This window comes from Sorangium sp. So ce327, assembly GCF_051530205.1.
GTDB classification, from domain to species: Bacteria; Myxococcota_A; Polyangia; order Polyangiales; family Polyangiaceae; genus Sorangium; species Sorangium cellulosum_B.
In genome coordinates this window covers 601,463-621,643 of record NZ_CP150330.1, presented here as the reverse complement: position 1 = coordinate 621,643, position 20,181 = coordinate 601,463, and the positions used below count along the sequence as shown (strand labels likewise).

Genomic DNA, 20,181 nt, shown 5'->3' with positions numbered 1-20,181 from the left:
GGCCTCCAGCGCGACGCGCCTAGGACAAGGTCCCTTCGTCGAGGCGGCGCATCCCTTCGAGGAGCAGCGCCTCGGGTGACGCGGTGATGCTGCGGGTGCTGGGCGAGAAGCTCGGGTCGAGGCGGAAGTCGCCCTCCGTGAGCGAGAGCATCCGGTAGAACGCGTCCTCGCCCTGCGCGCCGGCCCAGAGCGCATGGACGACCTGCCCGTCGGCGAAGTGGATCTCGCCGGCCATGGAGTTCGCCTGGATCTTGAGCGCGCACGTCTTCCGGCCGTGCCAGAGGATCTGGATCATGTCCGGCAGGCCCATCTCGGCGAGCGAGCCGGACACGCCGCGGGGGACGGCGGTCGTGGAGCGCCGCTCGATGAGCTGGCGGAGCTTGGCGGCCATGACGTCGGTCGACGCCGGCTTCGAGACGAAGTCGTCGACGCCGAGATCGAAGGCGCGCTGGGCGGTCTGCCGGTCCGTCTTCGCGGTGAGGATGACCCACGTCTTGTCGCGGCCGAAGCCGAGCTTCAGCGCGTCGGAGCGGAGCGCGAGGCCGGCGTCGGGCTCCTCGAGGTCGATCTCGCTGACGACGACCTCGATGTCCTTCGTCTCGAGCTCGCGGCGCGCCTGCGCCACGTTGCGCGCGATCGAGACCTCGAAGCCCTGCTCGAGCAGGCGCAGCTCGAGCACCGTCGTCTCCTCGGGATCCGGGTCGACGATGAGCGCCTGGTGCCGATCGGAGAGCAGCTTCGCGCGCATGTCGTCGCCCGTCATGACCTGGCGGAAGAGATCGACGATGTTCGGATCGAAGATGGTGGCGCGGTACTGGGCGAGCACGTCGCAGGCCTCCGGCGGGCGGAGCGCCTTGCGGTACGGGTTGCGCGGGTTCTGCGTGAGATCGGCGTAGGTGTCCGCGACCGCGAGGATGCGCGCGCCGAGCGGGATCTCCTTGCCGGACAGGCCATCGGGGAAGCCGCTGCCGTCGTAGCGCTCGTACATCATGCTGATCGCCGAGACGACCTCCTGCGGCAGCCCCACCGACTCCATGAGGTGCGCCGGGAGATCGACGCTCTTCGTCGCGGCGAGCCGGTGCCCCTCGTACTCGGCGACGTTGAGCGCGGTGAGGTGGTACGGGCCGTTCTTGCCGAGGTCGTGCAGGTAGGCCGAGGCCACGTAGCTCGCGACCGTCGTCGGCGGCAGGCCGATGCGCTCGCAGAGCTTGCGCACGATGCGAGCGACCGTGGAGGAGTGGCCCCGGAGGTCCTGCCGCGCGTTCTCGAGCAGGCTTACGAGGACGTTGAGCGTCTCGACGTACGCGTGGGTCGTCGTCGGGTGCGGCGGCGGCGGGGGCGGCGCCGCGGCGACCGGCGCCGAGATCGGCGCGGGAGCGACGTGCTGCTGGGGGGGCGGCGATGGGGGCACCGGCGTGGGCGGCGGCCCCGCCGGGGCCACGCGGGGCGGCGCGGAGGGCGCCCGCATCACCGCGGGCACCTGCGGCGCCGTGACGAGCGCCGCGGGCACCGGCGCCGCCTGCGTGGGCGCCGCGTGCGCCGGCTGCGCGTGCATCGCCTGCGGGTGCATCGGCGCCGCCTGCGTGGGCGCCGCGTGCGCCGGCAGGCCGTGCATCGTCTGCCCGTGCATCGTCTGCGGGACCGCCGCCGGCACGTGCGTCATCGACGCGCGCTCGTGCGTGATCGATGCGCGCTCGTGCGTCATCGACGCGCGCTCGAAGGGGTTATTGCTGTTGGTGTAGAGGATCTCGTCGAACGAGTTGACCGGGCGCAGCAGCGAGTTGAACGCGGTCGTGTCGCCCCGGTAGTGGTACGCGATGGCCGCGCGGACCGCGGCCGGCCTGGCGACGATGGCGCGTACGTCCCGCACGCCCGCGGCGAGCCGGATCTCGTGCAGCGCGACGTCGTTGTCGGGATCCGCCGTCGCGACCGAGAGCGTCGTGTTCCGATCGTCGAGCAGCACCGGGAAGACACCGTGCAACGTCGCGGTGATCGCCGAGACCTTGGCGAGCACGCGGGGCTCGATGATCGCCTTCGAGAGCTTCTCGGTCGAGACGAAGCGGGTGTTGTGGACGGTCGCGATGAACTTCAGGAGCTCGGCCTCGTTGACGATGTCGAGCTCGATGATGGCGTCCTCGATACGGCCGCGCGTACGCATCGCGTACTCCACCGCACGACGGTGATCGTCCGGGGTGATGCGCCCCTCGAGGACGAGGCGATCGGCAATCCGCTGGTTCAATCCTTGAACGGAAGCCATCGAAACCCTGATTCTACCCAGAAATTGGAGGTGGCGCGCCCAAGAACCCTCGCGGAACGGGAGCACGCGGGGAGAGCTGGCCAGCCGCTCGCGGCGTATGCAGCCATGGGGTGCGCTCGAGGAATGAGAGCAGAGCTCGGCGCGGCGCGCGAGCCCCGTGAGCGTTCCAGCCGACGCCGGTTGGCTGGCGAGACCCGCTCGACCCGATACGCTGCGACGTGGGAGTGAAGACTGGCTCCGGGTAGGCGCGCGCGCCACGTCCGGCGCGACGCGCGAGGCCGATGAGCCTGGGGCGAAGGGCAAAACGCCTCCCGAGCCGCTGCGAGCGCGCTTCGGGAGATGGGCGGCGCGCCCGGGGTCGGGGTTGGATCCCGCCCTGGGCGCGCCGGCAAGGCCGCTACTCCTCGTTCACGGCTGTGAGCGTCTCCTCGGGACGCGGCCGGGGGGCGACGTACGGCGCTTGCGCCACCGGCTCGCCCTCGACCACGACCTGGAGGCGCTTGTAGGCGGGCAGCCCCGTCCCGGCCGGGATCAGGCGGCCCATGATGACGTTCTCCTTGAGACCGCGGAGATCGTCCGTCTTGCCGTTGATCGCGGCCTCGGTGAGCACCTTGGTCGTCTCCTGGAACGACGAGGCGCTGATGAACGACTCGGTCGAGAGGCTGGCCTTGGTGATGCCGAGGAGGAGCGCCTCGGCGATGGCGGGCTTGCCGCCGCGCTCGAGCACGGTCTCGTTCTCCTTCTCGAAGATGTGCTTCTCGACCTGCTCGTCCACCAGGAAGTTCGTGTCGCCGACCTCGCGCACGCGGACACGCCGGAGCATCTGCCGGACGATGACCTCGATGTGCTTGTCGTTGATGCCGACGCCCTGGAGCCGGTAGACCTGCTGGATCTCGTTCACGAGCCAGGCCGACAGCTCCTTCTCGCCCTTCACCCGGAGGATGTCGTGCGGGTTCGGCGGGCCGTCCTGGAGGGGGTCGCCCGCGCGCACGCGGTCACCCGGCTGCACCTGGATGTGCTTGCCCTTCGGGATCAGGTACTCGCGCGCCTGATCGCCGAGCGCGTGCCCGTCCGGCGAGTACGGCGTGATGATGACCTTCCGCTTGCCCTTCGTGTCCTTGCCGAACGTGACCTCGCCGTCGATCTCGCTGATGATCGCGTGATCCTTCGGCTTTCGGGCCTCGAACAGCTCGGCGACGCGGGGCAGACCGCCGGTGATATCCTGCACCTTCGTCGTGTCGCGCGGGATCTTGGCGATGACCTCGCCGGCCTCGATGAGATCCCCCTCCTGCGCGACGATGTGGGCGCCGACAGGGAGCAGGTAGCGCGCCTCGAGCTCGCTGTTCGGGAGCTTCAGCGTCTTGCCCGACTCCGGGTCCTTCAGCGAGATGCGCGGGCGGACGTCGGCCGCCTTCGACTCGATGACGACCTTTCGCGAGAGGCCCGTCACCTCGTCGAGGCGATCCTGCACGCTGACGCCCTCGATGAGGTCGCCGAACTTCACCACGCCGGAGACCTCGGTGAGGATCGGCGTCGCGAACTGGTCCCACTCGGCGAGCAGCTCGCCGGGCTTGGTGCGCTCGCCGTCGGCCTTCTTGAGGATGGCGCCGTAGACGAGGCGGTTGTGCTCGCGCTCGCGCCCCGTCTCGTCGACGACCACGATCTCGCCGTGGCGGTTCATGACCACCATGGTGCCGTCCTTCTTCTTCTGGACGACCGCGCGGCGGAGGCGGACGGTGCCCTCGGTGCGGGCCTCGAGGTAGCTCGCCTCGATCTTGCCGCGCGCCGCGGTGCCGCCGATGTGGAAGGTGCGCATCGTGAGCTGCGTGCCCGGCTCGCCGATCGACTGGGCGGCGATGATGCCCACCGCCTCGCCGATGTTGACCCGGTAGCCGCGCGCGAGGTCGCGCCCGTAGCACAGCGCGCAGACCCCGCGGCGGAGCTGGCACGTAAGCACCGAGCGGATGACGACCTCCTCGATGCCGGCGTCCTCGATGGACCGCACCGCCTGCTCGTCGAGCTCGGTGTTCGCCGTGATGAGCACCTCGCCGGTGAGCGGGTCGACGACGTCCTCCAGCGCGACGCGGCCGAGGATGCGGTCGCCGAGCGGCTGGATGACCTCGCCGGCCTCCTCGAGCTTCGCCACGCGGATGCCGTCGAGCGTGCCGCAGTCGAACTCGGAGATGACCGCGTCCTGCGCCACGTCGACGAGCCGCCGGGTGAGGTACCCGGAGTTCGCCGTCTTGAGCGCCGTGTCCGCGAGCCCCTTCCGGGCGCCGTGCGTCGAGATGAAGTACTGGAGCACGCTGAGACCCTCGCGGAAGTTCGCGGTGATCGGCGTCTCGATGATCTCGCCGGACGGCTTGGCCATCAGGCCGCGCATCGCGGCCAGCTGCCGGATCTGCTGCGTGGAGCCGCGCGCGCCGGAGTCGGCCATGATGTAGATCGGGTTGAAGCTCGGCTCGATCGACTCCTTGCCCGTCTCGTGGTCGACGACCGTCTCCTTGCCGATGCCGGCCATCATCTCGGTCGTGACCTGGTCGGCGATGCTCGCCCAGATATCGACGATCTTGTTGTACCGCTCGCCGTCGGTGATGAGCCCCTCCTGGTACTGCTCGACGACGCGCTCGACCTCCTTCTGCGCCTCGCCGAGGAGGACCTTCTTGGCCGGCGGGATCACCATGTGATCCATGCAGATCGAGATACCCGCCCGCATCGCGTGGTCGAAGCCGAGCGTGCGGAGCCGGTCCGCGAGGAGGACGGTCTCCTTGTTGCGGTGGATGCGGTAGCAGACGTCGATGAGCGCCGAGAGCGCCTTCTTGTCGAGGGTCTTGTTCGCGTACTCGAACGCGACCCCCTTCGGGAGGACCTCGGAGATGATGACGCGGCCCACCGTCGTCTCGACGATGCGGCGCTTCACGTGGCCGAACTCGTCGAGCTGCGGGTTGCCGTCGTCGTCGATGATCGGCACGCGGACGCGGACGCCGGCGTGCAGCGCGACCTCGCCGTTGTCGTACGCCATCCGCACCTCCTCGAGGGAGGCGTAGACGCCCCGCAGGTAGCCCTGCGCCACGCCGTCCTCGCCGAAGGCGAGGGTGTCCGCGCGGTACGACCCCTTCTCGAACTTCCGCTCGCGGGTCGCGTAGTAGAGCCCGAGAACGATGTCCTGGGTCGGGTTGATGATCGGCTTGCCGCTCGCGGGCGAGAGGATGTTGTTCGTGCTCATCATGAGCACGCGCGCCTCCATCTGCGCCTCGACCGACAGCGGCACGTGGACCGCCATCTGGTCGCCGTCGAAGTCGGCGTTGAACGCCGCGCAGACCAGCGGGTGCAGCTGGATCGCCTTGCCCTCAATGAGGACGGGCTCGAACGCCTGGATGCCGAGGCGGTGGAGCGTCGGGGCGCGGTTCAGGAGCACCGGGTGCTCGCTGATGACCTCCTCGAGGATGTCCCAGACCTCCGGGCGCTCCTTCTCCACCATCTTCTTGGCGCTCTTGATGGTGTTGACGTAGCCGCGCTCTTCCAGCTTGTTGTAGATGAACGGCTTGAAGAGCTCGAGCGCCATCTTCTTGGGCAGGCCGCACTGGTGCAGGCGCAGCGTCGGGCCCACGACGATGACGGAGCGGCCCGAGTAGTCGACGCGCTTGCCGAGCAGGTTCTGGCGGAACCGGCCCTGCTTGCCCTTCAGCATGTCGGAGAGCGACTTGAGCGGGCGCTTGTTCGGGCCGGTGATCGTCTTGCCGCGACGGCCGTTGTCGAACAGCGCGTCGACCGCCTCCTGCAGCATCCGGCGCTCGTTCCGGATGATGATCTCCGGCGCGTTCAGCTCGAGGAGCCGCTTCAGGCGGTTGTTGCGGTTGATGACGCGGCGGTAGAGGTCGTTGAGATCGCTGGTCGCGAAGCGGCCGCCGTCCAGGGGGACGAGCGGGCGCAGATCCGGCGGGAGCACCGGGATCACGGTCAGCATCATCCACTCGGGCCGGTTGCCGCTCTCGCGGAACGCCTCGACGACCTTGAGCCGCTTCGCGAGCTTCTTCCGCTTGGCCTCGCTGGTCGCGGCGCGCATCTCCGTCCTGAGCAGCTCCGCCAGGCCGTGGACGTCGACCTGCTTGAGCATCTCGAGGATCGCCTCGCCGCCCATCCCGGCGCTGAACTTGTCGTCACCGTACTCGTCGAGGAGCTGCAGATACCGCTCCTCGCTCAGGAGATCGCCCCGCATGAGGCCAGTCTCCTTGGGGTCGATGACGATGTACGCCTCGCAATAGAGCACCTTCTCCAGGTCCTTGAGCGTGATGTCGAGCATGTTTCCGATGCGCGACGGCAGGCTCTTCAGGAACCAGATGTGGGCGACCGGCGTGGCCAGCGAGATGTGCCCGAGCCGCTCGCGCCGGACCTTCGACTGGATGACCTCGACGCCGCACTTCTCGCACACGATGCCACGGTGCTTCATGCGCTTGTACTTGCCGCAGTTGCACTCGTAGTCCTTCACGGGCCCGAAGATCTTGGCGCAGAACAGACCATCGCGCTCCGGCTTGAACGTCCGGTAGTTGATGGTCTCCGGCTTCTTCACCTCGCCGTGCGACCACTCGCGGATCTTCTCCGGGCTCGCGAGCGAGATGCGGATGGCGCTGAACGACAGCGGGTCCTTGGGCTTCTCGAAGAAGCTGAAGATGTCACGCATGGAGACCTCCGGAGACAGAAACGAAACCGATGAACCTGTCCGCGCCCACTGCTTGAGCGTTCGGGAGCGCGCCGCCCGCGCGGCGCGCCTCCCCTGCCGTCACCGAGAAGGCGCGCGGCGCTCGTGACGTGACGAACTGCATCACTCCTCTTCCTCCGCGGCCGACGCCTCCACCCCTGCGCTCGTCTCGACCAGCTCGACGTTCAGGCACAGCGACTGGAGCTCCTTGATGAGCACGTTGAAGCTCTCCGGCAGCCCCGCCTCCAGGGTGTAGTCCCCCTTCACGATGGCCTCGTACATCCGGGTGCGGCCCATCACGTCGTCGCTCTTCACGGTGAGGAACTCCTGCAGCGCGTAGGCCGCGCCGTAGGCCTCCATCGCCCAGACCTCCATCTCGCCGAGCCGCTGCCCGCCGAACTGCGCCTTGCCGCCGAGGGGCTGCTGCGTGACGAGCGAGTAGGGCCCGATAGAGCGAGCGTGGATCTTGTCGTCGACCAGGTGGTGGAGCTTCAGCATGTACATGATGCCCACCGTGACGTTCTGATCGAAGGCGTCGCCCGTGCGGCCGTCGAAGAGGATCGCCTGGCCCGAGGTCGGGAGATCCGCGAGGGCGAGAGCGCCCTTGATATCCGACTCATGAGCGCCGTCGAAGACCGGCGATCCCATGAAGACGCCCTCGTCGACCGTCTTGACGAAGCGCTTGACGTCGCCGTCATCGAGGTTGTCGAAGAAGCCGTTCATCGTCTCGTCGCCCGCGTAGATGGCCTTCAGGTGCTCCTTGATCTCGGCGCTCGCCCGCTGCTGCTCGAGCATCCGCTGCAGCTGGTTGCCGAGCTCGAAGGCGCCCCACCCGAGGTGAATCTCGAGGATCTGACCGACGTTCATGCGGCTCGGCACGCCGAGCGGGTTCAGCACGAGATCGACCGGCCTGCCGTCCTGCAGATACGGCATGTCCTCCTCGGGGAGGATGCGGCTGATGACGCCCTTGTTGCCGTGGCGGCCCGCCATCTTGTCGCCGACCTGGAGCTTGCGCTTGATGGCGATATAGACCTTCACCATCTTGATGACGCCCGGCGGCAGCTCGTCGCCCTTGGAGAGGCGATCGATCTTGTCGCGGAAGTGCTCCTCGCGCGTGCGGACGAGCTCCTCGAGGTCGCGCAGGATCTGCTGGACCCGCTCGGCGTCGTCCACGGGGATCTCCCCCCAGTACTTGCGGGGGATCTCGGCGAGCGAGGGCTCGTCGATGATGGCGCCCTTCTGGAAGAGCACCTTGCCCTTGTCGTCGACGAGCTTGCCCGTCGCCTCCTTGCCGAGGAGGAGCTCGCGGATGCGGCGGAAGAACGAGTCGCGGAGGATCTTGATCTCCTCGTCGCGCGTCCGCTCGATCCTGGCCCGCTCCTGATCCTCGATGTCCCGCGCGCGGTCGTCCTTCTCGGTCCCCTTGCGCGAGAACACGCGGGCGTTGATGACGATCCCGCCGACTCCGGGCGGCACCTTGAGCGAGCTGTCGCGGACGTCGCCGGCCTTCTCGCCGAAGATCGCCCGGAGCAGCTTCTCCTCGGGCGAGAGCTGGGTCTCGCCCTTCGGCGTGATCTTGCCGACCAGGATGTCGCCCGGCCGCACCTCGGCCCCGATGCGCACGATGCCGGAGTCGTCGAGGTCCTTGAGCGCCTCCTCGCCGACGTTCGGGATGTCGCGGGTGATCTCCTCCTTGCCGAGCTTCGTGTCGCGGGCGACGCACTCGAACTCCTCGATGTGGATCGAGGTGAACACGTCGTCCTTGGCGATGCGCTCCGAGACCAGGATCGAGTCCTCGAAGTTGTAGCCCTGCCACGGCATGAACGCGACGAGCACGTTCTGGCCGAGCGCGAGCTCACCCATGTCCGTCGACGGGCCGTCGGCGAGCACGTCGCCCTTCTTCACCACCTCGCCCGTCCTGACGACCGGCTTCTGCGTGTAGCAGGTCGACTGGTTCGAGCGCTGGAACTTCATGAGGTGGTAGATATCGGGCACCTCGGCGCCCTCGCCCTCGGCGCGGACGACGATGCGCGTCGCGTCGACGCTCTCGACGACCCCGGGGCGCCGCGCGATGACGCAGACGCCGGAGTCGCGGGCGAGCCGCTCCTCCATGCCGGTGCCGACGAGGGGCGCGTGCGACACGACGAGGGGCACGGCCTGACGCTGCATGTTGGCGCCCATGAGCGCGCGGTTCGCGTCGTCGTGTTCGAGGAAGGGCACGAGCGCGGCGGCGACCGACACCATCTGGTTCGGCGCGACGTCCATCAGCTCGACCATCTCGGGCGTGACGATCTTGAACTCGCCGTTGTAGCGGGCCGAGACCAGCGACTCCTTGAAGCGGCCACCCTCGTCGAGGTTCACGGTCGCCTGCGCGATGTACTTGCCCTCCTCTTCGAGCGCGGAGAGCCAGATCACGTCCTCCGTCACCCGGCCGTTCTCGACCTTCCGGTACGGCGTCTCGACGAACCCGAACTCGTTCACGCGGGCGAACGTCGACAGCGAGGCGATGAGGCCGATGTTCGGACCTTCCGGCGTCTCGATGGGGCAGATACGGCCGTAGTGGGTCGCGTGGACGTCGCGCACCTCGAACCCGGCGCGCTCGCGGGTCAGGCCGCCCGGGCCGAGCGCCGAGAGGCGGCGCTTGTGGGTGACCTCCGAGAGCGGGTTGGTCTGGTCCATGAACTGCGAGAGCTGGGAGCTCCCGAAGTACTCCTTCACGACCGCGCTGACCGGCTTCGCGTTGATCAGATCGTGGGGCATGAGCGTGTCGATCTCCTGCGACATGCTCATGCGCTCCTTGATCGCGCGCTCCATGCGGACGAGGCCGATGCGGTACTGATTCTCCATCAGCTCGCCGACCGCGCGCACGCGGCGGTTGCCGAGGTGATCGATGTCGTCGACCGAGCCGCGCCCGTTCTTGAGCTCGATCAGGTGACGCACGGTCTCCAGGATGTCCTGCGGCGTGAGCACCGTGAGGTCGAGCCCCGGCCGCTCGTCCTCGGGGACATCCCGGTAGAACTTGTAGTTCAGCTTCAGCCGGCCGACCTTCGACAGGTCATAACGCTCGGCGTTGAAGAACAGGTTGTGGAACAGGGTCTTGGCGGTCTCGAGCGTCGGCGGATCGCCCGGCCGCAGCCGCCGGTAGATCTCCAGGATCGAGTCCTCCATCGTCTTCACCTTGTCGGTGAGCAGCGTGTCGCGGAGGTACGAGCCGACGTTCAGGCCGTCGATGAAGAGGATGCGGAACTGCTCGATGTTCGCGTCGCGCAGCCGCTCGAGCTTCGCCTCGGTGAGCTCCTCGTTCACCTCGACCACGACCTCGCCGGTCTCCGGGTCGACGATGTCGTGCGCCGCGACCTTCCCGACGAGCTCCTCCGGCTCGAGGCTGAGCCGCTCGAGCTTCGCCTCCTTCATCTTCCGGATGGCGGCGCGGGTGAACTTGGTGTTCTTCTTGACGATGACGTCGTTGCCGATCTTGATGTCGCGCGTCGTCCGCTGGCCGGCGAGGAGATCGTACTCGATGCTCTTCGCGTACTTGCCACCCTTCTCGAGGTACACGGTCTCGGTCGAGTAGAAGTAGTTCAGCAGGTCCTGCGTCGAGTACCCGAGCGCGCGCAGAAGCACCGTCGCGTGCATCTTCCGCCGGCGATCGATGCGAACATAGATGATGTCCTTCGGGTCGAACTCGAAGTCGAGCCACGAGCCGCGGTACGGGATCACGCGCGCGGAGTAGAGCAGCTTGCCGCTCGAGTGCGTCTTGCCCTTGTCGTGGTCGAAGAAGACGCCGGGGCTACGGTGCAGCTGGCTGACGACGACGCGCTCGGTGCCGTTGATGATGAACGTGCCCGTCTCGGTCATCAGCGGGAGCTCGCCGAAGTAGACCTCCTGCTCCTTGATGTCGCGCACGATCCGCTCCCCGCCGTCGCGGGTGTCGTAGATCATCAGCTGGTTCGTGACCTTGATCGGCGCCGAGTAGGTCATACCGCGCTGGCGGCACTCATCGACGTCGTACTTCGGCGGCTCGAGGTTGTACGAGACGAAGACGAGCTCGCTCGTGCCGTTGAAGTCTTTGATCGGGAAGACCGAGCGGAACACCGCCTGCAGCCCGACCTCCTCCCGCTCGTTCGGCGGAACGCTCATCTGGAGGAATTTGTCGTAGCTCGACTTCTGGATGTCGATCAGGTTGGGGACGTCGATGATGCGACGAACGCGACCCAGGTTCTTACGGACGCGGAAGTTGGATTGGACGACCGACGGCATCGATTTCCTCCGGCTCACACGAGCAGTGCGGGGCGGGCGCACGGCTCGAACCGAGCAACGAACACGAAGCTACGCACGAATGGCGAGCGAGCGTCCCCAGGGAATGAGGACCCAAAACATCTTGGTTGTGGGGGCAGAGCGGACCGCGTGGCGACCCATTGAGCTCCGACGTTGGCCGAGGACCCGCACCCGCGGTCCTCTTCAGGATTGACCGAGGACCCGTACTCGCGGCCCTCTTCAGCGTTGCGCGAGGGCCCGCAAACGCGGTCCCGTTCATCAGACAAAAGCGGGACGTGCGGCAGGGACGACCGCCCCTGCCGCCGTCCGCCGGCGGATCCCGATTTCCCTTGCAGGGAGCGGTGATCGTTACTTGAGCTCGACGGTAGCACCTGCCTCGACGAGCTTCTTCTTCATCTCCTCCGCGTCCGCCTTGGAAACCTGCTCCTTGACGGTCTTCGGCGCGGCCTCGACCAGGTCCTTCGCCTCCTTCAGGCCCAGACCGGTGATCTCGCGGATCGCCTTGATGACGCCGATCTTGTTGCTGCCCGCGTTCGCGAGGATGACGTCGAACTCGGTCTGCTCCGGGGCCTTCTCGGCCGGAGCGGCGGTCGAGGGACCAGCGGCGACGGCGACGGCCGCGGGGGCAGCCTTGACGCCCCACTTGTTCTCGAGGTCCTTGATGAGCTCGGCGATCTGGATGACAGGGAGGTTGGAGAGGTAATCGACGACCTGCTCGCGCGTGATCTCAGCCATTGCAAGACTCCTTCAAACTCTTCTGCGCGCCCCGGGGAGGGGGCCATGTAAACCAAAACCAGACGGGCGCAAGGCCCAATTGATACGAAAGCACCCTCTCAGGCCTGCTTGCCCGCTTCCTCTTCCTTCGCCTTCAGGAGATAGGCGAAATTCTGGAGAGGCGCGTTGAGCTGCTGCACGAACTGCTGGAGCGGCGCCTGCAGCGTCGCGAGCAGCGTGGCACGAAGCTCATCCTTGCCGGGCATCGTCGCGAGCTGCGTCTCGACGGCATCCCCCGAGAGGATCTGCCCCTCGATGAGCCCCGCCTTGACCTGCAGCTTCTGGTTGTCCTTGCGGAACGCCTTGACGACCTTGGCTGCCGCGCTCGGATCCTCGTAGCTCCAGGCCACGCCGGTCATGCCGGTCAGGCTCTTCGCGAGGGTCTTCGCCCAGGGGTGCTCCTTGATGGCGTGGCGGACGAGCGTGTTCTTCACGACCCGGTACTCCACGCCGGACTTCCGGAACTCATCGCGAAGCTTGGTGACCGCTTCGACGTTCATCCCCTTGAAATCCAGGAAGACCGCGGAAGACATCCGCTCGAACTTCTGCCGGACGGAGCCGATCAGCACTTCCTTCTGGGACCGTTCCATGGGCTACGCCTCCTCCGTCTTGCCGATGAAATGGACCGGGTCGATGCGAACCCCGGGGCCCATCGTCGAAGACAGCGTGATGCTCCGGAGGTAGATGCCCTTGGCCGTTGCCGGCTTGGCCCGGACGAGCGCCTGGATCAGCGCGTCCGCGTTCACATGGAGCGCGTTCTCCGCGAAGGAGACCTTGCCGATCCGCGCGTGCACGATGCCCGCCTTCTCGACACGGTACTCCACCTTGCCGGCCTTCGCCTCCGAGACGGCCGTCTTCACGTCGAACGTCACCGTCCCGACCTTCGGGTTCGGCATCAGGCCGCGCGGACCGAGGATACGGCCGAGCTTGCCCACCAGACCCATCATGTCCGGCGTGGCGATCACGCGATCGAAGTCCATGAAGCCTTCCTGGACCTTGTTCACGAGATCCGCCTCGCCGACGAAGTCGGCGCCGGCCGCCTCGGCCTCTTTGGCCTTCTCGCCCTTGGCGAACACCAGGACCCGAAGCGACTGCCCCGTCCCATGCGGGAGCACGACGGCGCCACGGACCATCTGGTCAGCGTGCCGCGGGTTGACACCCAGCCGGACCGCGAGGTCCACTGTCTCGTCGAACTTGGCGGGCGCCGCTTGTTTCACGAGCGCGCACGCCTCCTGCAATGTGTACTTTCGAGCGCGGTCGACGACTGCCCGCGCTGCGACTTTCTTCTTGGCGACTTTCGGCACATGCCCTCCTTCTTAACGGCTCTCGCCTCCCACGGTGCGCCTTAAACTACCGTGGTAAGTCTTGCTTCTGGCCCGCTGAACGCCCCTCTCGGGCGCCCGGCGCGGCGGGGCGCATCCCCGACGGCGGGGAGCGCCACGACCCCTCAGTCGACGACGTCGATGCCCATCGAGCGCGCCGTGCCCGCCATGCTGCGCATCGCGGACTCGAGGTTCGTCGTGTTCATGTCCTGCATCTTGAGCTGGGCAAGCTCCTGCAGCTGCTTCTGCGTGACCTTGCCCACCTTGACCTTGTTGGGCTCCTTGGAGCCCGCGCCCGGCTTCTTCTTCGTCTCGAGCCCCGCCGCCTTCTTGAGGAGCACGGAGGCCGGCGGCGTCTTCATGATGAACGTGAACGAGCGGTCCGAGTAGACCGTGATCACCACCGGGATGATCATGTCCCCCTGCGCCGCCGTCCGCGAGTTGAAGTCCTTGCAGAACGCCATGATGTTGACGCCGTGCTGGCCGAGCGCCGGACCGACGGGGGGCGACGGGTTGGCCTTGCCCGCCGGAAGCTGCAGCTTCACATACCCTGTGACTTTCTTCGCCATGATGAATCTCGCACCCTATCGAACCGCCGCCCGACGGGCGGTCTACTATTCAGAGAAACAGCGAAGCACCACGGAGGCGCGGTGCTCGCCCGCAGGTTTGCAGCCGACCGTTCCTGGCTAGCGCTTCTCCACGGCTGAGAAGTCGAGCTCAACGCTGGTGGGTCGGCCGAAGATGCTGACCTTCACCTTGAGCTTCTGCTTGTCCATCTTGACGTCATCGACCGTGCCGGTGAAGTTCGCGAAGGCGCCATCGAGGACCCGCACCTCCTCACCCACCTCGAACGTGAGCCGCGGCTTGGGCTTGACCGCCCCTTCGACGATCCCCCGCCGGAGATTGTCGATCTGAACGATCGGGACCTCCTGCGGCGTCTGGTTGCCGATGAAGCCGGTCACCTTGGGCGTGTCCTTGACCAGGTGCCAGACCTGCTCGTTCATCTCCATCTCCACGAAGATGTAGCCGGGCAGACTGAGCTTCTGACGAACGCGGGTCTTACCGCCGGGACGGTTCTCCGTGACGGTCTCGCTCGGGATGAGGATCTCGCCGAACCGATCCTCCAGGCTGTACTGTTTCACGCGCTGCTGGAGCGCGTCGCGCACCTTCGCCTCGTATCCCGAGTAGGTATGGATGACGTACCACTTCTTGGCCATGGCGCTTGATTCCCTCAGGGTCTCCCTGCTTCAGCTTCCATCGCCGTAAACGATGTTGGTCACGAATGCCCAGAAGCGGTCGAGCAGCGCCAGGTAGAGGGTCGCCACGGTGGTCGTCGCGATGACGACGAACGTCGCATTCGTCACCTCTTTCTTGGTCGGCCACTTCACCTTCGCCAGCTCGGCGGCGACCTCGTCGCTCCAGGCGCGAAGCTCGGCGTTGCGGAACGCGCGCAACACGACGACCAGCGCGACGACGCCGCCGACGATCATGCCGTACGTCGTCTTGTCGTCGTCACCCACCGCGGAGAGCGCCGGCAGCGCCCGGCTGAACCAGTCCTTGTTGGCGAGGGTCGCCCAGACGCCATGGACGACCTTGCCGAGCAGGTAGGCGAGCAGCATTCCCGCGGCGAAGAAGCCGGCGAGCACATAGCGCTCCGAGCCGAGCTGAGTGGCCGCGACCTCCTCGTCCTCGGCCTCATCGGCGTCGTTCGATTCATCGGCACGCGGCGCCTCGGCGTCCTTCGCGTCAGCAGCCCCCGTCCCCTCGCTCTGCGCCACGAGGGACGAGTCCTCGGCAGGCGAGCTCGGTCCGGATTCTTCCGGCTCCTCGTCCTCCGCGACCTTCGTCGGCGGCTTGTCTTTTTGACCCTTCGCCATAACAACACCAAACGCGCCGAACCGCGGCAGACAAAGGCCTGCTCGGTGAGGATCCAGGGGCGGCCCTGAGGCGCCCACATCCCCCGGCAGGGGCAGAGAGGCTCGAACTCCCGACCTGCGGATTTGGAATCCGCTGCTCTACCAACTGAGCTATACCCCTAGAATCGCTGCGCCTTCCTGAGCACTCGTTCACTTCGTCTCGTCGTGAACCGTGTGCTTCTTGCACTGCTTGCAGAACTTCTTGAGCGACACCACCTGGTCCGGTGCCTTCGTGGTCTTGTAGTTCCGCGACTTGCACTCGCTGCAGGCCAGTGAGACGGCGATGCGCGCCGCACGCCACCCACCGGCCTGCTCGCCCACGTCGGCCTCCTACGCGAGGATCTTGGTGACGACGCCGGCGCCCACCGTCTTGCCGCCCTCGCGGATGGCGAAGCGCATCTGCTCCTCCAGCGCGACCGGGGCGATGAGCTCGATCGTCATCGTGATGTTGTCGCCCGGCATCACCATCTTCACCCCCTCGGGGAGGTTCACCGTGCCGGTCACGTCCGTCGTCCGGATGTAGAACTGCGGCCGGTAGTTGGTGAAGAACGGCGTGTGGCGCCCGCCCTCTTCCTTCTTGAGGACGTACACCTCACCGGTGAACTTCGTGTGCGGCGTGATCGACCCGGGCTTCGCAAGCACCTGGCCGCGCTCGATCTCTTCCTTCTCCACGCCGCGGAGCAGACACCCGACGTTGTCGCCCGCCTGCCCCTGATCGAGCAGCTTGCGGAACATCTCGACGCCGGTCACGACCGACTTCTTCGTGTCCTTGAAGCCGATGATCTGCACCTCGTCGCCGACCTTGATCACGCCGCGCTCGATGCGGCCCGTGGCCACCGTGCCGCGACCCTTGATCGAGAACACGTCCTCGATCGCCATCAGGAACGGCTTGTCGATGTCGCGCACCGGCTCGGGGATGTAGCTGTCGAGCGCGCTGAGGAGCTGCTGGATCGTCTCCTCCCACTTCGGGTCGCCCTGAAGCGCGGGCAGCGACGCGCCGCGGACCACCGGCGCGTTGTCCCCGTCGAACTTGTACTTCGACAGGAGCTCGCGGACCTCCATCTCGACAAGGTCGAGCATCTCCGGGTCGTCCACCGCGTCGCACTTGTTGAGGAACACGACGATGTGGTTCAGGCCGACCTGCCGGGCGAGCAGCACGTGCTCGCGCGTCTGCGGCATCACGCTGTCGAGCGACGACACGACGAGGATCGCCCCGTCCATCTGCGCCGCGCCGGTGATCATGTTCTTGATGTAGTCGGCGTGCCCGGGGCAGTCGACGTGCGCGTAGTGGCGGTTCGCCGACTCGTACTCGACGTGCGCCGCCGCGATGGTCACCGTCTTGGTCTCGTCACGGACCGTCCCGCCCTTCGCGATGTCGGCGTACGAGATCGCCTTCGCCAGGTTGCGCTTCGACTGCACCTTGACGAGCGCCGCCGTGAGCGTGGTCTTGCCGTGGTCGATGTGGCCGATGGTGCCCACGTTCACGTGCGGCTTCGTACGAGTGAATTTCTCCTTGGCCATCGAGATGTCTCCTGCCGAAATGAAGTTCGCGGCTGCGTTTCGCTGTCCTGGCTGGAGCCCACCATCGGGATTGAACCGACGACCTCGTCCTTACCAAGGACGTGCTCTGCCAACTGAGCTAGGTGGGCAAACGACCGACCACGGAGCGGGCGACCGGGTTCGAACCGGCGACGTTCAGCTTGGAAGGCTGACGCTCTACCAACTGAGCTACGCCCGCGGGCTTCCGTCGAGAGTGATCCCGGCGGATCTATATCCTGGTCGAACCGCTTTCGGAGCGAAAGGACGCTCCGGTGGAGGGTGATGGATTCGAACCATCGTAGGCATTGCCGGCAGATTTACAGTCTGCTCCCTTTGGCCGCTCGGGCAACCCTCCAGATTTTCTCTATTTATCGGATCTTGCCGATTTTGTCTCTGCCCTGACCTCCCGAACCGCCAATCTGTTGCCTTGCATCGGAGCTGACGAGGGGACTTGAACCCCTAACCCCCTGCTTACAAGGCAGGTGCTCTACCGATTGAGCTACGCCAGCGGCATCCACCCGCTGCTCGTCCCCGGGCTCCGGGAAACGTGCGTGCTGACCTAGCGAAATGTCCCAAGACCGATCACTTCTGTGCGAGCAATCAACTCCCGGCCCTGCTGGACCGCCTGCCTGCGCGGTTCGGAGTGTGCCGACCGGGCTGGACCGCAGCGAGGTGAAGCTGTTGGTGCCGCTCACGTCGCTCCGAAGGTAGACGAGTCCCGCGAAGGGAGGAGGCTCTTAGCCCCCTGCAAGAGACGTGTCAAGCGGTGTGCATCGTTTTCGTCCGTTTCGCTGGAATCGGCTGCGAGAGCGCGGTCTGGCCGCGTGGTCGAGCTGGGCGGTCCAGAGCACCGGCGTCCTCCGACGGCGCCGATCTCGCTCGAGCGCTCCCGGTTTTCAAGTGCGGACGTCGGCGGGCGTCGAATAGAACGATCCCGCAGCGCGCGGAGCGCCGCGGCGAGGCGCGCGCGGGGGTCGCCTGGGCCACGTGCCCCGCGCCGAACGCCGCGCGCAGCGACGACGCGGCTCGGGCGAGCAGCTGCGTGAGCGCGAACGCAAGCGAACGTGGAACGAGAACGAGGGGGCGAAGACGGGGACGACGGGGACGACGAGGGCGACGAGGGCGCGCGTCGGCGGCGCCTCGTGCGAGCGAGAGGTCCCTTGCGCTCCGCTCGCGGCTGCTGCGATCCTGCCCGGCGCACGCTCGCCCGGGCGCGCCGCGGAGCGGCCCGAGGCGACGATCGCGTTCCGTCATGCTTCGGGGGTAGAGGTTCGATCGCATGGAATGTCCCGCTTGCCATCAGCCAAACATCGATGGGGCGCGCTTCTGCGCCACGTGCGGCGCGCTCCTCCCTGTCGCGCCGGTGGAAGCAGACCCGCTCATCGGCGCCATCGTCGGCGGCCGGTTCCGCATCATGGGCGTGCTCGGCGAGGGCGGGATGGGCCGCGTCTACAACGGCGAGCAGCCGATGGGGACGTCGGTGCGGAAGGTCGCCATCAAGACGCTCCTCTCGCAGCACGCGAAGGATCCGCAGGTGGTCGCGCGCTTCATGCGGGAGTGCGGCACGGTCAGCGAGCTCGAGCACCCGAACACCATCAAGGTCTACGACTTCGGGCAGACGAACACCGGGGAGCTCTACATCGCGATGGAGCTCCTCAACGGGCAGTCGCTGGAGACGGCGCTCGAGCGGGGCGGCGCGCTCTCTCCCGAGCGCGTCGATCGCATCATCGCGCAGACGTGCGGGTCGCTCCAGGAGGCCCATGAGAAGGGGATCGTCCATCGCGACCTGAAGCCCGCCAACATCTTCCTGACCAAGCGCGCCGGCGAGGAGGACTACGTCAAGGTCCTCGACTTCGGCATCGCGAAGCGCGACGAGCGCAGCGCCAAGGCCGAGCAGAAGCTGACCCAGCAGGGGACGGTGCTCGGCACCCCGCCGTACATGAGCCCCGAGCAGTTCACGGGGACCGAGCTCGACGCGCGGAGCGACATCTACTCGCTCGGCGTGCTGACCTACGAGATGCTCACCGGGCGCCTGCCGTTCGACGCCGACACGCCGTGGGCATGGGCGACTCAGCACATGACGGCGCAGCCATTCCCGTTCGAGGCGGTGCCGATGGGCGCCGCGGCCCCGCCGAAGATGAAGGCGGCCGTCATGAGGGCCCTCAGCAAGAGGCGCGAGGACCGGCAGCAGTCGGCGCGGGAGTTCTACGAGGATCTCACGATCGGCGCGGGCGCTCGCCTCTCGGTGCTCGCGGCGGCGCCGCGCACGCTCGTCGGGAGCGACGCGCCGACCAGCGGGACGGCGCTGATGCCGTCGCGCTCGGGTCAGACGCAGCTCGGGGAGCCGCTGTTCGTCGCGGGGCCGCCCACCGGATCGGGACCGGTGAGGACCGTCGTCAACCATCAGGCCCATCAGGCCCCGACGGTCATGGATCAGGCTGTCGTCCCGGCGCACCCGGCCGTGCCCACGGGCAGCGGCCAGGTGTTCCCCGCGCCGCCGCCGGCGCCGCAGAAGAGCAAGGCAGCTCCGATCCTCGCCGCGGTCGCGGCCGTCGCGGTGCTCGGCGTCGTGGGCATCGTCATGATGACGAAGGGGAGCGGCGGGAGCACGACGGAGGAGAGCACGTCGACCGCGATCCCGCTGCCCACGGGCGCGCCGTCGGTCACCGTGGCGTCGGATCCCGTGGGCACGCCCACGAGCACGCCCACCGCCACCCCGGAGCCTCCCCCGCCCGAGCCCACCGGCCCGGACAAGACGGCTCCGGACACCCCGAAGAACACGACGACCCCGACGACCCCGACCGCGACCACCGGGCCCAAGGCCCCGCCGCCTGGCAACGAGAAGGCGGAGCAGGAGTGCAGGGCCGCGATCAACCTGGCGAACGGCGGCAACACGGATCTCGCAGTGAAGCGCTTCGCGTCGTGCGATGGCCCCAAGAAGGCCGAGGCGAGGGCGGCCATCAGCGCGAGCGCCAAGCGGGCGGTCGCGTCCAAGGGGTGCGCGGCGAAGTCCCACGCCTTGGCCGCCGCGCGGATCGGGGCGGGCGAGGCGATGTCCCAGCTGCCAGCGCAATGTCGATGAAGGAGGCGGGCCGGATCGGGCACAACACTCAGCGGGTCCGGGCTGTTCCAGGCTTGCCTTGACGCCCGATTTTGACCGGTGCTAGATCCTGCCCCGACAGTTCTGAAAGTTCAGTGCACGCCGCGCCCTGGCTTTGTTTGGTCGGCGCTTGACTTTGGAACACGGGGGAGAAGGTCGCTCACGGGAAATGGGCAGTAAGATTCGTTTGGTCGCGCCTCGAATGAGCTGGCGCGACATATGTCGATCTAAAGAGTTCGCTGGGCGATGGATCGCCCTTGACAATGTCAAATACGTTCAAGGCTGTTCCCAGCCGG

General features: G+C 67.2%; 12 protein-coding genes and 5 tRNA genes. 1 reads left to right on the top strand and 16 read right to left on the bottom strand.

From position 1 onward, the window contains the following. Nucleotides 1–19 precede the first annotated feature (19 nt). The 16 genes from WME95_RS02280 to WME95_RS02205 all read right to left on the bottom strand — a co-directional run bounded on the left by WME95_RS02280 (nucleotide 20) and on the right by WME95_RS02205 (nucleotide 17,294). Entirely contained in the window at nucleotides 20–2,257 is a 2,238-nt protein-coding gene (locus WME95_RS02280) for an HD domain-containing phosphohydrolase (protein WP_437906800.1), read from the bottom strand. A gap of 397 nt (nucleotides 2,258–2,654) precedes the next feature. Continuing rightward, on the bottom strand, nucleotides 2,655–6,938 hold the full coding sequence (gene rpoC / locus WME95_RS02275) for a DNA-directed RNA polymerase subunit beta' (RefSeq protein ID WP_437906799.1): 4,284 nt from the start codon (nucleotides 6,936–6,938) through the stop codon (nucleotides 2,655–2,657). A gap of 141 nt (nucleotides 6,939–7,079) precedes the next feature. Continuing rightward, nucleotides 7,080–11,216 carry a DNA-directed RNA polymerase subunit beta gene (gene rpoB / locus WME95_RS02270; protein ID WP_437906798.1) on the bottom strand — a complete coding sequence of 1,379 codons (4,137 nt, stop codon included), beginning with the start codon at nucleotides 11,214–11,216 and terminating at the stop codon, nucleotides 7,080–7,082. Nucleotides 11,217–11,582: 366 nt separating this feature from the next. Further along, nucleotides 11,583–11,969, bottom strand: a complete 387-nt coding sequence (gene rplL, locus WME95_RS02265; protein ID WP_437531319.1) for a 50S ribosomal protein L7/L12 — start codon at nucleotides 11,967–11,969, stop codon at nucleotides 11,583–11,585. A gap of 98 nt (nucleotides 11,970–12,067) precedes the next feature. After that, nucleotides 12,068–12,598: a 50S ribosomal protein L10 gene (rplJ, locus tag WME95_RS02260; protein WP_437549104.1), complete on the bottom strand. Its 531-nt coding sequence runs from the start codon at nucleotides 12,596–12,598 to the stop codon at nucleotides 12,068–12,070. A 3-nt stretch (nucleotides 12,599–12,601) separates the two neighbouring features. Further along, entirely contained in the window at nucleotides 12,602–13,312 is a 711-nt protein-coding gene (rplA, locus tag WME95_RS02255; RefSeq protein WP_272097521.1) for a 50S ribosomal protein L1, read from the bottom strand. A gap of 143 nt (nucleotides 13,313–13,455) precedes the next feature. Continuing rightward, complete coding sequence (gene rplK, locus WME95_RS02250; protein ID WP_272097520.1) at nucleotides 13,456–13,899, bottom strand: 50S ribosomal protein L11; 444 nt, start codon at nucleotides 13,897–13,899, stop codon at nucleotides 13,456–13,458. A 117-nt stretch (nucleotides 13,900–14,016) separates the two neighbouring features. Beyond that, nucleotides 14,017–14,547: a transcription termination/antitermination protein NusG gene (nusG, locus tag WME95_RS02245; RefSeq protein ID WP_012233040.1), complete on the bottom strand. Its 531-nt coding sequence runs from the start codon at nucleotides 14,545–14,547 to the stop codon at nucleotides 14,017–14,019. Nucleotides 14,548–14,577: 30 nt separating this feature from the next. After that, nucleotides 14,578–15,207, bottom strand: coding sequence for a preprotein translocase subunit SecE (gene secE, locus WME95_RS02240; RefSeq protein WP_437549101.1), 630 nt, complete (start codon nucleotides 15,205–15,207; stop codon nucleotides 14,578–14,580). 87 nt (nucleotides 15,208–15,294) lie between these two features. Continuing rightward, nucleotides 15,295–15,367, bottom strand: a tRNA-Trp gene (locus WME95_RS02235). A gap of 29 nt (nucleotides 15,368–15,396) precedes the next feature. After that, a complete protein-coding gene (rpmG, locus tag WME95_RS02230; RefSeq protein ID WP_437531315.1) occupies nucleotides 15,397–15,567 on the bottom strand; it encodes a 50S ribosomal protein L33 in 171 nt (56 codons plus the stop codon). Nucleotides 15,568–15,576: 9 nt separating this feature from the next. Then, a complete protein-coding gene (gene tuf / locus WME95_RS02225; RefSeq protein WP_012233037.1) occupies nucleotides 15,577–16,767 on the bottom strand; it encodes an elongation factor Tu in 1,191 nt (396 codons plus the stop codon). A 52-nt stretch (nucleotides 16,768–16,819) separates the two neighbouring features. Then, a tRNA-Thr gene (locus tag WME95_RS02220) sits at nucleotides 16,820–16,895 on the bottom strand. A 16-nt stretch (nucleotides 16,896–16,911) separates the two neighbouring features. Then, nucleotides 16,912–16,984 (bottom strand) — tRNA-Gly (locus WME95_RS02215). Nucleotides 16,985–17,058: 74 nt separating this feature from the next. Beyond that, nucleotides 17,059–17,140 (bottom strand) — tRNA-Tyr (locus WME95_RS02210). An 81-nt stretch (nucleotides 17,141–17,221) separates the two neighbouring features. After that, a tRNA-Thr gene (locus WME95_RS02205) sits at nucleotides 17,222–17,294 on the bottom strand. Nucleotides 17,295–18,064: 770 nt separating this feature from the next. Between WME95_RS02205 and WME95_RS02200 the strand changes: the two genes are divergently transcribed. After that, the gene (locus tag WME95_RS02200) at nucleotides 18,065–19,867 is read left to right on the top strand and encodes a serine/threonine-protein kinase (protein WP_437549099.1); all 1,803 of its coding nucleotides are present in this window, start codon (nucleotides 18,065–18,067) and stop codon (nucleotides 19,865–19,867) included. Nucleotides 19,868–20,181 lie beyond the last annotated feature (314 nt).

Excerpts from the sequence above, each read along its gene's own strand:
- WME95_RS02280 (WP_437906800.1), bottom strand. The coding sequence starts at position 2,257 with ATGGCTTCCGTTCAAGGATTGAACCAGCGGATTGCCGATCGCCTCGTC.
- rpoC (WP_437906799.1), bottom strand. The coding sequence starts at position 6,938 with ATGCGTGACATCTTCAGCTTCTTCGAGAAGCCCAAGGACCCGCTGTCG.
- rpoB (WP_437906798.1), bottom strand. The coding sequence starts at position 11,216 with ATGCCGTCGGTCGTCCAATCCAACTTCCGCGTCCGTAAGAACCTGGGT.
- rplL (WP_437531319.1), bottom strand. The coding sequence starts at position 11,969 with ATGGCTGAGATCACGCGCGAGCAGGTCGTCGATTACCTCTCCAACCTC.
- rplJ (WP_437549104.1), bottom strand. The coding sequence starts at position 12,598 with ATGGAACGGTCCCAGAAGGAAGTGCTGATCGGCTCCGTCCGGCAGAAG.
- rplK (WP_272097520.1), bottom strand. The coding sequence starts at position 13,899 with ATGGCGAAGAAAGTCACAGGGTATGTGAAGCTGCAGCTTCCGGCGGGC.
- nusG (WP_012233040.1), bottom strand. The coding sequence starts at position 14,547 with ATGGCCAAGAAGTGGTACGTCATCCATACCTACTCGGGATACGAGGCG.
- secE (WP_437549101.1), bottom strand. The coding sequence starts at position 15,207 with ATGGCGAAGGGTCAAAAAGACAAGCCGCCGACGAAGGTCGCGGAGGAC.
- tuf (WP_012233037.1), bottom strand. The coding sequence starts at position 16,767 with ATGGCCAAGGAGAAATTCACTCGTACGAAGCCGCACGTGAACGTGGGC.
- WME95_RS02200 (WP_437549099.1), top strand. The coding sequence starts at position 18,065 with ATGGAATGTCCCGCTTGCCATCAGCCAAACATCGATGGGGCGCGCTTC.